This window comes from Ruminococcus sp. (assembly GCF_045129435.1).
GTDB lineage: Bacteria > Bacillota > Clostridia > Oscillospirales > Acutalibacteraceae > Ruminococcoides.
In genome coordinates this window covers 1-13918 of record NZ_JBGVJL010000107.1, presented here as the reverse complement: position 1 = coordinate 13918, position 13918 = coordinate 1, and the positions used below count along the sequence as shown (strand labels likewise).

The window sequence follows — 13918 nt, the reverse complement described above, 5'->3', positions numbered from 1 at the left end:
ATCAGTTTCGTCAATGCCGTCTATGGTTGCAAGCTTGTCTGCCATATCCTTGGCAGTGTTCTGCATAGTTTTGAGGTCATTGCCGTAAAGCTTGATAGTAACACCGTCATCACCGAGCATTGCAGACATTGAGCTTGATGATGAACTGCCGCTTACCATAACATCACCGTCAATATTTTCAAGCTCAGCTTCAATTTCCTTGCTGACCTTTTCACTGTTCTTTACTTTGTCATCTTTAAATACGGCGTAAGCCATAACCGAGCCTTTGTCGGCATCTGATGAAGAAACCGAACCGGTAAGTCCCATAAGGCTCGTACTTGAACCGGTCATTACACCTACGGTTTCAAATTCGTCATATTTTGAAAGTGTGTCAAGAAGATTTTGTGCGGAATTAATTGTATCCTCCATAGTAGCGGAATCATCAAGCTGAATTGATACAGAAAGCTCTGTACTTGCCATATTCGGCATAAAGCTAAAGCCTCTTGCAATCGCACCAAACATACTGCCAAAGAGAAGTACAACGGCAACAATAAGTGCTATTGCCCTGTGCTTTAACACGAAGCGGATTGATTTTTCGTAGCCGCCAAGCATTTTGTCAAAGAATCTGTGTTTAACAGGCTTAACCTTTCTGAGCATTCTCTGTCCCATTGCAGGCACAAGTGTAAGTGCCACAATAAGACTTGCAAGTAGGGAATAGGTGATTGTGAGTGCCATATCCATAAATATCTGTCGGGTAAGACCCTCAATAAATACGATAGGGAAGAATACGCAGATAGTTGTGAGTGTTGAAGATGCAATAGCACCGGCAACCTGTTTTGCACCGTTGAGTGCGGCTTTAATCGGCGGTACGCCAAGACCTCTCAGTCGATAAATGTTTTCAATAACAACAACCGAGTTGTCAACAAGCATACCAACACCTATGGCAAGTCCCGACAGCGAAATCATATTGAGAGTAACTCCGCTGAAATACATAAGCACAAGTGCAAAAATAACGCTTATAGGAATGGAGAGTGCAACAATAATTGTTGGTTTTATATCTCTTAAGAATATGTAGAGAATAATAATTGCAAGTACCGCACCCATAAGAAGGTTTTGAAGAACGCTGTTTATAATAATATTTATGTAGTCGCCCTGATCCATAAGGGTGGTGAAGTGCAAGCCGCTATTTTCTTTAGTGAGCGAGTCAAGCTTTTTTGCAATGTTATCGGAAACTGTAGCGGTTGCTGCGTCACTCTGCTTTGAAAAACTTAGTACAACACCTGAATTTCCGTTTATTTTTGTAAATACCTCGTCTGAATCATCTGCAATGAATACATCGGCAACATCACTCAGCTTTACAACACCAACACCGTCAATGCCTGTGTCAAATAAAGCAAGTGACTGCATTTCCTTATCACCGTCAATTTTATCACCGACACGCACAAGGTATTTTGTGTTTTCGTCATCGGTTACATAGCCGGCAGGCATAGAGAAATTCTGTGCTGTGAGAATGTTGGAAATATTGCTGATTGTAACAGTGTTTGTCATATCGGCTGCTTTCTGTGCCTTGTCTTTTTGCTCAGAAAGCTCATCGCTTGCAGATTTTAATTCTTCCTGAGCAGAATTAAGCTGAGTCAATGCACTGTTAACTTCACTCTGCTTTGTGTTAAGAGTAGAAAGTCCGCCCGAAAGTTGATAGGCTGCAAGTGACTGCTGTTTTTCAACTTCGGATAATGCCTGATTTACTGTTACTGTGTTATCGTCAAGTCCCTTTATTGCGGCTGACATCTGAGCAATTCCGCCGTCTATCTGAGTGATTTTATCGGCAATTTCAGCTATTGTATCGTCAAGCTTATCCTCGGTTGTTCCGAGCTCCTTTAATGCGGCTATTGTCTGTGTGATAGCCTGATCAACATTTGCAAGAGCATTTTTGGCATTGTTGAGCCTTTCCTCAAGTTCTTCCTTTGGAAAACCGTATTTTTCAAGTTCTTCGTCAATCTTTGCAAGAATTGCTCTAACCTGTGCAAGCTGTTCGTCTGTAAGGTCAGGATTTGTAAGTTTTTGCAAAGCATCCTTGTAGTCATTGTAAATTTTCTCAAATGAAGCAATCTGCTGTTCAAGGTCTGCCTTTTCATCCTCAAGGCTACTAAGCTTATCCTTAATCTGAGTTAAGGTCTGATAGGCAATAGTCAAGGTCTGCTTTGTAGTGGTGAGTGACTGTTGCTGGTCAAGTAACTGCATTTTTGCGTTGAGAATTTCAGTATAGCCACTCTGAGCCTGATTTTGAGCATTTGCAAGCTGTTGTGCAACCTCTGCCTGCTGAGAGTTGAGGTCATTTATTGATTTTTCAATCGTATCACTGCCTTGTTCAGCCTTAGAAATATTATCCTGCAATTCTTTTTTTGCGTCAGAAATTTTCTTTTCGGCATCGCCAAATTTGTCATTCAACGCATCATTAATTTTTTTGTTGAGTGCGTCAATCTTGGTCTGCGAAATAATAACATTTTCTTTCTGAGTAACAATACCCTTTGTTGAAACCGAGGCAACGCCGTCAATTCCCTCAAGCTGATTTTTCAGCTCATCGTTTACATAGTCGGAAATCTGTATGGTATCGTAACCGTCATAATCAACTGCAACCATAGATACAGGCATCATATTAGGGTTGATTTTCATAAGGTACGGACTTCCCACACCGTCCGGCCACATATCCTTGATTGTGTCAAGACTGCCTCGCATATCAACTGTAGCAGTGTCCATATTTGTACCGTCCTCAAACTCAAGGGTAAGCATTGAGTAGTTGTCAGATGAGGTAGAGGTCACAGTTTTTACACCGTCAATGGTTGAGAGAGACTGTTCAAGCGGTTTTGTCACCACAGACTCAACAGTTTCCGGAGTTTGTCCCGGATAGGTTGTAATGATGATTGCATACGGAAAATCCATATTCGGCAAAAGGTCAGGAGTCATTTTCAACACCGACACAATGCCAAGTACAATTACCACAATAACCGCCACAAAAATTGTCATCGGTTTTTTTACACTTAGCTTTGGTAGCATATCATTCCTCTTTTCTTGATTAGTTCCATAAAATTATATAAAAATTACCTTTTAAAGGTAGTTTATTTAACTGCACCTTGCTTGATTATTTCAATTTTTTTAACTAAACGAGAGCGAACTTCTTCACGGTCGCTTCCTGCAACAAAAACATCAAAAATAGCGTTTTTTAGCACCTGTGTGAGAATTTCTATAAGGCACTTAACACTCTCGTTGTCCTGAAATTTCAGATTTTGTCTGTCAACCATAAGGTAAATTTCATTGTTTGACAATGCAATGTTAAAGCGGTTTTTAAGGTATTCGCTCACAAGGTCATCGTTAGCCTTAAAGCTGTCAACAATGTTACGCATAATTTTCATTGTCTGCTTCTGATTGCTGTAGTCGCCAAAATAGTCAAACATTTTTATGTACATAACAAAAAGGTCACCGCAGGAAAGCTTTAAAATTTCTTTTGCCTTGTTGCTTGATTCGTCAAACATAGTTTTGGTGATTATCTCAATCAAATCCACCTTGTCATCAAAATACTGATAAAAACTGCCTCTTGAAATTTCGGCAGTTTTAATAATTCTGTTTATAGACACCTTTTCATTAGGTCGCTCCATAAATTCCTTGATAATTGCGTCAGTAATACGCTTTCTTTTTTCGTATGGAAGATTGTAAAATGTTTTTTTAATCATACCTATTACCTCCGTGTATTGCCAATACATTTAATTGAAAACTTTTGTTTTAATCTGACTTTTGTGAAATTTTTTAATAATAAACATAAGTCAGAGGTTCCAAGGTCACTGACCTTGGTCGTCTAAGGAAAAAGAATTCTTAAGGGAAAAGGGACTCGAAATTCCTTTACATTTATATATTTTCTGTGAGTTTATAAATTAAATATATTGTACATATGACAGGTTATCATATTGCTATCATTCTAACATCATAAGAAGCCATAGTCAATAATGGTAACACAAATGTTATGTGAAGGTTTTGTGTACAAACTACTTGATAATGTCAGCACATTTGCCGTTTACAAATTCAATCAAAACCTTTGGCTCAAGGTCAATCTGATAGCCGATTTTGCCCGCACTTACAACAATGTTGGGATTGTTAAGACAGCTTTCATGGAAAACAGTAGGATACTGCTTTTTCATACCGACAGGTGAACAGCCGCCTCGGATATATCCCGTAACCTTTAAAATGTCCTTTACATGAATCATTTCAACAGACTTTTCACCAACAGATTTCGCCGCTTTTTTAAGGTCAAGTTCTTCTGCAACCGGCACAACGAATACAAAATATCCGCCATTTGTGCCTTTTGTAACAAGAGTTTTAAAAACGCAGTCCGGATTTTGTCCCAAAAGCTTTGCTACGCTCACACCGTCAACAGCCTCTTTGCCATGTGGGTATTCGTGTGCGATATAATTTATCTTAGCCTTTTCAAGAATACGCATTACATTTGTTTTAAATTCTGCCATAGTAACCTCCTGAAAATTATCAATATAATGTTTAATAACATACATATATAATTTTATTGTGCAATTTTAAGTATGTCAAGCATTACAGACAATAAGTTATAAAACTGTGTTTTTGCTCAATTTTTAAAAAATTTAAAGATATATATTGACTTAATTAATGCAATAAAGTACAATAGAATATAAATTAATAGTAAATTTTTCGTTTTTATCGCATTGTTTTGGTATATATAATAAATAATCGCCATAGCAAACGGTTGTGGTATAGTTTTGGGTATTTTTAAAGAAATTACGAAAGGATGATTCAAGTGCTGACAAAAAGCGAAGAAGAAATTATGAATCTGCTGTGGGAGGTCGGCGAACCACTCGCAAGCTCTGAAATTGTAAACAAATCAGAAAACAGAACATGGAAGAAAAGCTATATCAATCTTCTGATTAATTCACTTTTAAGTAAGCAGATGATTGAGGTGGTAGGTGTAAAGCAGATGACAAAGAACTATGCACGAACCTTTAAGCCTACAATGTCAAGGTATGCCTACTTGGTAAAGAATCTTTTTTCACAAAAAGGTTTTTCTGAGGAAAATATACCCGATATTTTCGCCGAATTGCTTTTAAACACAGAAAGCCCTGCCGTCATTGATAAAATGCAGGCACAGCTTGAAAAAAAGAAGCAGGAATTTGAGTCAGAGCAAGATGTAAGTGCATAATCGTTTATAAAAAACTTAACATATTTAAAAGAAATAGCCACCGCAAAGGTGGCTTTATTTTATACCACTTCGGGTATAATAAATTATACTTACACAAATATTATACCCTTTAAGGTATAATGATATATTTAAATATTGACATTATACCCGAAAGGGTATATAATTAACACAAATAATATGTTGAAAGGTGGCAATAATTATGAATAAGATTGCTGAATTTGTTAAGAAAAACAGAAAAGCTTTAGGTCTTACGCAAGAAGAATTTGCCATTCGCTCAGGTTTAGGGCTCAGGTTTGTAAGAGAGCTTGAACAGGGAAAAGAAACCGTAAGAATGGATAAGGTGAATGTTGCCTTGTCGATGTTTGATATGGAAGCAGTTCCGGGTAGAAAGGATTAAATTATGGATACATTCAGAAAAGGTTATGTATATGTAAGAAATATTTTTGCCGGAATAATATGTGAAACAGATGAGGGATATTCTTTTACCTATGATAAAAATTATATAAAAAGTGAAGAAGCAAGTGCAGTATCGCTTACTTTACCGATTACGGAGGAAACTTATAATTCAAAAACACTTTTTTCTTTTTTTGACGGTATTATTCCTGAGGGTTGGTTACTTAAAGTGGTAAGTAAAAACTGGAAAATCAGTACGGAAGACCGATTTGGTTTGCTTTTGATAGCCTGCAAGGATAGTATTGGAAATGTAAGCGTAAGGAGTGATTTGTTGTGAACTGTTTATGCTGTGGGAAGAAGTTATCTTTAAATGAAAGTGAAAACGGTTGGCACAAGGCTTGTATAAAAAAATTTTTTGGAACAACTGTTATGCCAGAAATTGAAATAGATAAAGAAAGTCTTGAGCAATTAGCTGAAGACAGTGTAAATAAAGGCTATACTGTGGCGGGTGTTCAGAAAAAATTGTCCTTACACTTACATTCTGACAATAATACACCAAGACTTACTTTAATAAATTATCCGACCGGTTATATTTTAAAGCCACAAACTGAACAATTCACTGCCCTGCCACAGGCAGAACAGCTTGTAATGACTATGGCTGATTATGTAGGAATTAGTACAGTTCCGCACGCACTTATAAATCAAAACGGCAACTATGCTTATATAACAAAGCGAATTGACAGAGTGTTTGAAAAGGATAAAGTTAAAATGCTTGCAATGGAGGACTTTTGTCAGCTTGATTTAAGACTTACACAGGATAAATATAAAGGATCTTACGAACGCTGTGCAAAAATCATTGATAGCTATTCATATCACAAGTCTTTTGATAAAACAGAGCTTTTTATGAGAATTATATTCTCTTTTATAACAGGCAATTCAGATATGCACCTTAAAAATTTTTCCTTAATTGAAACTGATGAGGGTAGTGGAAAATATATTCTTTCTCCGGCATATGATTTATTACCTGTAAAGATATTGTTGCCGGAGGACAGAGAAGATTTTGCTTTGTCAATAAACAAGAAAAAAATAGGCTTAAAGAGGAAAGATTTTTTTGTATTTGCTTATAGATGTGGTATTTCTCAAAAGCCGGCAGAAAAAATGATAGCAAAGCTTTTGTCTATGATAGAACAGTTAATTTCTATATGCGAAAATTCGCTGTTACCTGATGATTTAAAAAAGCAATTTATTGAATTAATAAATAATCGTTGTAAAATCTTATCAACATAATAACAGCCCTCAGATTTTATATAGTCTGAGGGCTGGAACTTTTGTATATCAAAGTCTGACAGGAATGTTCTTTTCGTTAAGATATTTTTTAAGTGTAGGGATTGGGATTTCGCCAAAGTGGAATAGGGAAGCGGCGAGAACTGCGTCAGCCTTGCCCTCGGTGAAAGCGTTATAGAAATGCTCAAGAGCACCTGCACCACCGCTTGCGATTACCGGAATAGAAACCTTTTCGGAAATTGCCCTTGTGAGTGCTATATCGTAGCCCTTTTTCTGACCGTCCTCGTCCATACTTGTGAGCAGAATTTCACCTGCACCAAGCTGTTCGCACTTAACAGCCCATTCAACAGCGTCAAGTCCTACCGGAGTCCTTCCGCCGTTTACATAAACCTCCCAACCGTTTTCCTTACGCTTAGCGTCAATGGCTGCAACAACGCACTGACTTCCGAATTTATATGCAGCCTCGCTGATAAGCTCGGGACGATGTACAGCAGCGGAATTTACGGAAACCTTGTCTGCACCGGCTCTTAAAAGTAAATTGAAATCGTCAACGCTTCTTATACCGCCACCGACAGTAAACGGAATGAATATAGAATTTGCTACCTTTTCAACCATATCAATAGTAATGTTTCGGGAGTCGCTTGACGCTGTAATGTCGAGAAATACAAGCTCGTCAGCACCCTCTTTGTCATACTGCTTTGCACATTCCACTGGGTCGCCTGCATCTACAAGATTAACAAAGCTCATACCTTTTACTACTCTGCCGTTTTTTACATCAAGGCAGGGAATAATTCTTTTTGCGTACATACTGCCATCTCCTTACTTTCCGTTTACCATATCGGCAAAGTTTTTAAGAATTTTAAGTCCGACCTCACCGCTTTTTTCAGGGTGGAACTGTGTTGCGGAAACATTTTCCCATTCAATGGCTGCGTCAATCTGCACACCGTAATTTGTTCGTGCAGCCACAATCTCGGGATTTTTCGCTTTTAAAAAGTATGAGTGAACAAAATATACATAGGCGTTGTCTTCAATGCCCTTGAAAATACCGTCTTTTTTAACAATGTCAAGGCTGTTCCAGCCGATGTGCGGAATCTTTAAACCTGTATCGGCAGGAATTTTTGTGATACTTCCGTCAAACACAGACAGTCCTTTTTTATTAGGACTTTCCTCACTTTCAGGAAAAAGCAGCTGCAAACCGAGGCAGATACCAAGAAAGTGCTTTTTAGTTTTGATAAAATCAAGCACAGTATCCTTTATTCCGTAGCTTTCCATTGTGTCCATAGTGTCGCCAAATGAGCCTACCCCAGGCAAAACCGCACCGTCAGCCTTTAAAATCATATCTTTATCTCTTGTAACAACACAGTCGCAGCCGATATATTTCAAAGCCTTATTTACACTCTGAATATTTCCTGCACCGTAGTCAATTATAGCAATCATAATTTGTCCTCCCATACGCATTTTAGCATAGTAGTATATTAGCATATTTGCTCGTTTTTTGCAAGAAAAACAAGACGATAATTCATTATTTTGAAAAATAAACAAATTGCTTGCTTTTGTGGTTGAATTAATTAATTTAGTATGTTAAAATTAAATATGTATGCAAAATTAAGAAATAATCCTGCATTTGCAGGTTGTTCACAATCATACAATTTTTAGAAGAAGGTTATTGAAAAATGGTTACTCATTTACTTACAAGGATAGATTTGAGTATGCACTCGCTTTCAAAAGGGCAAAAGCGAATTGCACTTTATATAGAGGAACATTATGATAAGGCGGCTTTTATGACCGCTTCAAAGCTTGGAGAAACTGTTGGTGTGTCTGAAAGTACGGTAGTACGCTTTGCCACAGAACTTGGTTATGACGGCTATCCAAAGCTTCAGAAAGCTATGCAGGAGATGATAAGGGACAAGCTTACATCAGTGCAGAGAATAGAGGTAACCTCAAGCAGAATAGGAAATGACGATGTTTTAAACAGCGTTTTAAATCAAGATATAGAAAAGATTCGCAGAACTATAGAAGAAACCTCGCACGAGGATTTTGAAAGAGCGGTTGATAAAATCTGCAATGCCGACAGAATTTACATTTTCGGTGTTCGTTCAACTGCCGCAATAGCAAGCTTTTTAGGATATTATTTTGAACTTATTTTTGATAATGTAAGAGTTATTGACTCCACAAGCCACACAACCACCTATGAAAGAATTTTCAGAATGACAGACAAAGATGTTATGATAGGAATTTCTTTTCCTCGTTACAGCACAATGGCGGTTGACGCTATGAACTATGCCCGTTCTCAGGGTGCTCACGCTATTGCTATTACAGACAGTATGGTGTCACCTCTCGTTAAATCAGCCGACTCTGTGCTGATTGCAAGAAGTGATATGGCGTCTATTGTCGATTCGCTCGTAGCACCTTTAAGCCTTATAAATGCTCTTATCGTTGCTACTGTGCTTAAAAAGAAGGACGAGGTATCGGAGAACTTCCGCAGACTTGAAACTGTGTGGAACAGAGAGGGCGTGTACGCAAGCGGAGATAAAAAAGAGGAAGAAAAAACGGAAGCAGGAAAGAAGAATGGAAAGTAAAAAGGTAGTGGTTGTCGGAGCAGGTGCGGCAGGTCTTATGGCGGCATCGGCAGCGGCAACATATGGTGCAAGCGTAACCTTAATTGAAAAAAACAAGCGTGTAGGCAGAAAAATTATGATTACAGGCAAGGGCAGATGTAATGTCTGCAACAACTGTGATGTTGAAACCTTTATTAGAAATGTACCTACCAACGGAAAATTTCTTTACTCTGCAATAAATAAACTTACACCTGAGGATACAATAGCTTTTTTTCAGGGACTTGGACTTCCGCTCAAAACCGAGCGTGGCAATCGAGTTTTTCCGCAGTCCGACAGAGCGGTAGATGTGGTGGATACCTTATATAACTACGCTAAAAACTGCGGCTGTAAAATAGTAGAAGATACCGCCGAGGAGCTTTTGCTTGAAAACGGTGAGGCAGTTGGCGTTAAGTGTCAGCACAAGACCTACTATGCCGACAGCGTAATTATTTGCAGCGGCGGTAAAAGCTATCCTCTCACAGGTTCAACCGGTGACGGTTACACACTCGCAAAGCAGGCAGGACACAGCATTGTGCCGTTAAAGCCGTCGCTTGTACCGCTTGAAAGCAAAAATCTTGACTGCAAATCAATGCAGGGACTTTCACTTAAAAATGCAGGGCTTAAAATTATTGATACCCAAAGCGGCAAGGCGGTTTACGATGACTTCGGCGAAATGTTATTTACCCATTTTGGAATGAGCGGTCCGATGATTCTTTCTGCAAGCTCACATATTCGTGATATTTCAGACGGCAGATATAATGCCGTAATTGACATAAAGCCGGCACTTACACACGAACAGCTTGAAAAGCGACTGCAGCGTGATTTTGACGAAAATCACAATAAAGATGTTTCTAATTCGTTTACAAAGCTGTTGCCTAAAAAGCTTGTTGTGCCTGTACTCAAACGCTGGGGTGTTCCTTTTGACAAGAAATGCAATTCTATTACAAAGGATGAACGCAGAAATCTTTGCGAGCTTTTAAAGGCTTTCACAGTTGAAATCAGTGGCTTTCGCCCTATTGAAGAGGCAATTATTACTTCGGGCGGTGTAAAAACCTCTGAAATCAATCCAAAAACTATGGAAAGCCGACTTGTAAAGGGACTTTTCTTTGCGGGTGAGGTAATTGATTGCGATGCTTACACAGGTGGTTTCAATTTACAGATAGCCTGGAGTACAGGAAATCTCGCAGGCGAAAGTTCTGCTTATTAAGAAAGGAAGAATAGTATGTCTGTTGCAATAGCACTTGACGGCCCTGCCGGTGCAGGAAAATCTACCATAGCAAAAAGAGTTGCAAAGGCTCTTGACTATATATATGTTGACACAGGTGCTCTTTACCGCACAATAGGTCTTAGTGCAATGAGAAGGGGCATTGAACCTGTTGAGTCAGAGGAAGTAAGTAATATGCTTGCTGAAATCAAGGTGGAGCTTGCTTTTAATGACAAAATGGAGCAAATAGTTCTGCTTGACGGCGAAGATGTTTCATCACTTATCAGAACTCCCGAGGTGTCAATGACTGCCTCAAAAATTTCTGCAATTCCCAAGGTAAGAGCCTATCTGCTCGATTTGCAGAGGGATATGGCTAAGAAAAACAATGTTATTATGGACGGCAGAGATATTGGTACAGTTGTGCTTCCTGACGCAAAGGTAAAAATCTTTCTCACCGCTTCACCTGAGGCGAGAGCAAACAGAAGATACAAAGAACTTTTGGAAAAGGGAATGACTGTAAGCTATGAAGATGTTCTCAAAGATGTGAACGAGCGTGATTACAACGATTCTCACCGTAAAACCGCACCGCTCAAGCCTGCCGAGGACTGTGTATTTGTTGATACCACAGAGCTTGACTTTGAGCAGTCGGTTGAAAAAATTATTTCTGTAATAAAGGAGAATATTTAATGGGACAGTCCAAGGTACTTTACAGAGTCGGTCAGGCAGTTTGCAGACCGATTATGAAGCTTTTTTACCGCTATAAATTTATCAATAACAACTCAATTCCACATGAGGGTGCATATATAATTGCAAGCAACCATATGTCTTTTTCCGACCCTGTTCTTCTGGGACTCGGACAAAGACGCAGACTTTTCTTTATGGCAAAGCAGGAACTTTTCTCAAATAAATTCTTCGCTGGTTTGATAAGAGCGTTAGGTGCATTCCCTGTTGAGCGTGGTGCCGGTGACGGCAAGGCAATCAAAACAGGTGAGGATCTCATTAAAGAGGGCAATGTAATGACTATCTTCATTGAGGGTGGCAGAACAAAAACGGGCGAGCTTATGCGACCGAGAAGCGGATGTGCTTTGGTGGCTCAGCAGATGCAGGTGCCGGTAATTCCTGCCTGCATTACAATCACAGGCAATCCTAAACACCGCTTTGCAAAACGAGTAATTCACTTTGGAGAGCCGCTCACACCTGAAATGCTCGGACTTACTCCGGACGGCGACAGAAGACAGCTTAAAAATGCCACAAATATGATTATGGACGAAATCAAAAAAATGAGGGAGCAGGACAGAAAATGAGTATAACTGTTGCTAAGTCAGCAGGCTTTTGCTTTGGTGTAAACAGGGCAATTAATATAGTAAATAATCTGCTCGACCAAAATGTTAAGGTGTTTACCTTAGGCCCGATTATTCATAATATGGAGGTTGTCAATGAACTTGAAAACCGTGGTTGTAAGGCAGTTGACAGTATTGACAAAGTGGAGGGAAATTCAACTCTTGTCATTCGTTCTCACGGCGTACCAAAATATGTTATTGACAAACTCGATGAAAATGGTGTAAAATATGAAGATGCAACATGTCCTTTTGTTAAGAAGATACACAATATAGTCGCAAATCCCGACAATAAGGGCGGCATAGTTTTAATAGCAGGTAACAGCGTACATCCTGAGGTTGAGGGCATTATAGGTCATTGCAGTACCGAGTGTCATACCTTTAAAAACAGTGATGAGATAGACGAAATTTACGAAAATATTCTTAAAAAGAATAATAAACCTGTTTTTGTTGTCGCACAAACCACTTTTGACACAAAAGAATGGAAAAAGTGTGTAAAAAAGATTAAAAAACTATGTACAAATGCAAAAATATTTGATACAATATGTAATGCAACGTCAGTTAGACAGACCGAGGCTGACTTACTTGCAGCTCAGTCCGATTTTATGGTAGTAATAGGCGACAGGCACAGCTCAAATACGGGCAAGCTTTTTGACATTTGTAAAAGGCAGTGCGAAAATACAGTTCTTATTGAAACAGCGGACGAGCTTGACGCAAAGCAAATCAGCGTTGCAAAGAAAATTGGCGTTACTGCCGGTGCATCTACTCCGGCAAGGATAATAAAGGAGGTACTGGATACAATGAGTGAAATTAAATCCGGTGTAACAAATGGTGAAGAATCTTTTGAGGCATTGCTTGAGGAATCCCTCAAAAACTTAAATACAAATGAGAGGGTAATGGGTACAGTGCTCAGCATTGCACCTAACGAGGTTCAGGTTGATGTCGGCAGAAAGCAGACAGGCTTTATTCCTGCTAATGAGCTTTCAAACGATCCAAACGCTAAGCCTGAGGATATTGTTAAGGTTGGCGATCAGATCGAGCTTCTTATTATGAAGACAAACGATCAGGAAGGCACAATCATGCTTTCTAAGCGTAGAGTTGACGCTGCTAAGGGCTGGGAAATTCTTGAGTCTAAGGTTGAGTCACAGGAAGTTCTTTCAGGTAAGGTTACAGAGGCTGTTAAGGGCGGCGTAATCGTTATCTACAACGATGTAAGAGTATTTATTCCTGCTTCACAGGCTACAGCTACTCGTGACGAGAGCCTTGAGGATCTCGTAGGTAAGGAAGTTGAGTTCAGACTTATCGAGGTTTCACAGCGTGGCAGAAGAAAGAGAGCTATCGGCTCTATCAGAAGCGTACTTAAGGAGCAGAGAGCTGCTCAGCGTGAGGAGTTCTGGAAGAACTGCGAAATCGGCAAGAAGTACACAGGCGTTGTTAAGTCACTTACAAGCTACGGTGCTTTTGTTGACCTTGGCGGAGTATTTGGTATGATTCACATTTCAGAGCTTTCTTGGACACACATTAAGCACCCAAGTGAAGTTGTAAATGTTGGCGATACTGTAGAAGTATATGTTAAGGACATCAATGAGGAAACAAAGAAGATTTCTCTCGGCTTCAAGAATGCTGATGAAAATCCATGGGAAATCCTCAAGAAGAACTATCCTGAGGGTACAGTTGTAAAGGCTACAATCGTTGGTCTTACATCATTCGGTGCTTTTGCAAATATTATTCCTGGTATTGATGGTCTTATCCACATTTCTCAGATTGCAAACAAGAGAATTGAAAAGCCCGCTGATGTACTTTCTGTTGGCGAAACAGTAGAAGCTAAGATTACTGCTATTGACTTTGACAAGAAGCGTGTAAGCCTTTCAATGCGTGCACTTCTTCCGGAGGACGAGCAGGCTCC

14 protein-coding genes are annotated in these 13918 nt (G+C 39.3%); 9 read left to right on the top strand and 5 right to left on the bottom strand.

The genetic code is table 11. The features are described 5' to 3' along the window. The 3 genes from ACJMMI_RS05205 to ybaK all read right to left on the bottom strand — a co-directional run. Positions 1-3033: efflux RND transporter permease subunit (locus ACJMMI_RS05205; RefSeq protein WP_405354135.1), on the bottom strand; the 3033-nt coding region annotated here is incomplete at its 3' end. 62 nt (positions 3034-3095) lie between these two features. Continuing rightward, positions 3096-3707, bottom strand: a complete 612-nt coding sequence (locus tag ACJMMI_RS05200) for a TetR/AcrR family transcriptional regulator (RefSeq protein WP_405354134.1) — start codon at positions 3705-3707, stop codon at positions 3096-3098. 309 nt (positions 3708-4016) lie between these two features. Continuing rightward, positions 4017-4493 carry a Cys-tRNA(Pro) deacylase gene (gene ybaK / locus ACJMMI_RS05195; protein WP_405354133.1) on the bottom strand — a complete coding sequence of 159 codons (477 nt, stop codon included), beginning with the start codon at positions 4491-4493 and terminating at the stop codon, positions 4017-4019. 305 nt (positions 4494-4798) lie between these two features. Here ybaK and ACJMMI_RS05190 point away from each other — a divergent pair, with 305 nt between their 5' ends. The 4 genes from ACJMMI_RS05190 to ACJMMI_RS05175 all read left to right on the top strand — a co-directional run bounded on the left by ACJMMI_RS05190 (position 4799) and on the right by ACJMMI_RS05175 (position 6877). After that, on the top strand, positions 4799-5197 hold the full coding sequence (locus ACJMMI_RS05190) for a BlaI/MecI/CopY family transcriptional regulator (RefSeq protein WP_405354131.1): 399 nt from the start codon (positions 4799-4801) through the stop codon (positions 5195-5197). Between the two features lie 199 nt (positions 5198-5396). After that, positions 5397-5594 carry a helix-turn-helix domain-containing protein gene (locus tag ACJMMI_RS05185; protein ID WP_405354129.1) on the top strand — a complete coding sequence of 66 codons (198 nt, stop codon included), beginning with the start codon at positions 5397-5399 and terminating at the stop codon, positions 5592-5594. Positions 5595-5597: 3 nt separating this feature from the next. Next, entirely contained in the window at positions 5598-5927 is a 330-nt protein-coding gene (locus tag ACJMMI_RS05180; protein ID WP_405354127.1) for a HipA N-terminal domain-containing protein, read from the top strand. A gap of 92 nt (positions 5928-6019) precedes the next feature. Next, positions 6020-6877, top strand: coding sequence for a HipA domain-containing protein (locus tag ACJMMI_RS05175; protein ID WP_405354125.1), 858 nt, complete (start codon positions 6020-6022; stop codon positions 6875-6877). A 48-nt stretch (positions 6878-6925) separates the two neighbouring features. On the opposite strand, the gene hisF is transcribed toward ACJMMI_RS05175, so the two are convergent. Then, the gene (hisF, locus tag ACJMMI_RS05170; protein WP_405354123.1) at positions 6926-7681 is read right to left on the bottom strand and encodes an imidazole glycerol phosphate synthase subunit HisF; all 756 of its coding nucleotides are present in this window, start codon (positions 7679-7681) and stop codon (positions 6926-6928) included. Positions 7682-7693: 12 nt separating this feature from the next. Beyond that, positions 7694-8311, bottom strand: a complete 618-nt coding sequence (gene hisH, locus ACJMMI_RS05165) for an imidazole glycerol phosphate synthase subunit HisH (RefSeq protein WP_405354121.1) — start codon at positions 8309-8311, stop codon at positions 7694-7696. Between the two features lie 236 nt (positions 8312-8547). Between hisH and ACJMMI_RS05160 the strand changes: the two genes are divergently transcribed. The 5 genes from ACJMMI_RS05160 to ACJMMI_RS05140 form a co-directional block, all read left to right on the top strand. After that, positions 8548-9453 carry a MurR/RpiR family transcriptional regulator gene (locus tag ACJMMI_RS05160; RefSeq protein ID WP_405354120.1) on the top strand — a complete coding sequence of 302 codons (906 nt, stop codon included), beginning with the start codon at positions 8548-8550 and terminating at the stop codon, positions 9451-9453. Beyond that, on the top strand, positions 9362-10678 hold the full coding sequence (locus ACJMMI_RS05155; protein WP_405354118.1) for an NAD(P)/FAD-dependent oxidoreductase: 1317 nt from the start codon (positions 9362-9364) through the stop codon (positions 10676-10678). Before ACJMMI_RS05160 ends, ACJMMI_RS05155 begins: the two co-directional genes overlap by 92 nt. A 15-nt stretch (positions 10679-10693) precedes the next feature. Continuing rightward, on the top strand, positions 10694-11362 hold the full coding sequence (gene cmk, locus ACJMMI_RS05150; protein ID WP_405354116.1) for a (d)CMP kinase: 669 nt from the start codon (positions 10694-10696) through the stop codon (positions 11360-11362). Next, on the top strand, positions 11362-11979 hold the full coding sequence (locus ACJMMI_RS05145) for a lysophospholipid acyltransferase family protein (RefSeq protein WP_405354114.1): 618 nt from the start codon (positions 11362-11364) through the stop codon (positions 11977-11979). Before cmk ends, ACJMMI_RS05145 begins: the two co-directional genes overlap by 1 nt. Further along, on the top strand, positions 11976-13918 hold a 1943-nt coding region (locus ACJMMI_RS05140), incomplete at its 3' end, for a bifunctional 4-hydroxy-3-methylbut-2-enyl diphosphate reductase/30S ribosomal protein S1 (RefSeq protein ID WP_405354112.1). The genes ACJMMI_RS05145 and ACJMMI_RS05140, both read left to right, overlap by 4 nt.

Coding starts and splice junctions, on each gene's coding strand:
- ACJMMI_RS05180 (WP_405354127.1), top strand. CDS start 5,598: ATGGATACATTCAGAAAAGGTTATGTATATGTAAGAAATATTTTTGCC.
- ACJMMI_RS05200 (WP_405354134.1), bottom strand. CDS start 3,707: ATGATTAAAAAAACATTTTACAATCTTCCATACGAAAAAAGAAAGCGT.
- ACJMMI_RS05160 (WP_405354120.1), top strand. CDS start 8,548: ATGGTTACTCATTTACTTACAAGGATAGATTTGAGTATGCACTCGCTT.
- hisH (WP_405354121.1), bottom strand. CDS start 8,311: ATGATTGCTATAATTGACTACGGTGCAGGAAATATTCAGAGTGTAAAT.
- ACJMMI_RS05175 (WP_405354125.1), top strand. CDS start 6,020: ATGCCAGAAATTGAAATAGATAAAGAAAGTCTTGAGCAATTAGCTGAA.
- ybaK (WP_405354133.1), bottom strand. CDS start 4,493: ATGGCAGAATTTAAAACAAATGTAATGCGTATTCTTGAAAAGGCTAAG.
- ACJMMI_RS05185 (WP_405354129.1), top strand. CDS start 5,397: ATGAATAAGATTGCTGAATTTGTTAAGAAAAACAGAAAAGCTTTAGGT.
- cmk (WP_405354116.1), top strand. CDS start 10,694: ATGTCTGTTGCAATAGCACTTGACGGCCCTGCCGGTGCAGGAAAATCT.
- hisF (WP_405354123.1), bottom strand. CDS start 7,681: ATGTACGCAAAAAGAATTATTCCCTGCCTTGATGTAAAAAACGGCAGA.
- ACJMMI_RS05145 (WP_405354114.1), top strand. CDS start 11,362: ATGGGACAGTCCAAGGTACTTTACAGAGTCGGTCAGGCAGTTTGCAGA.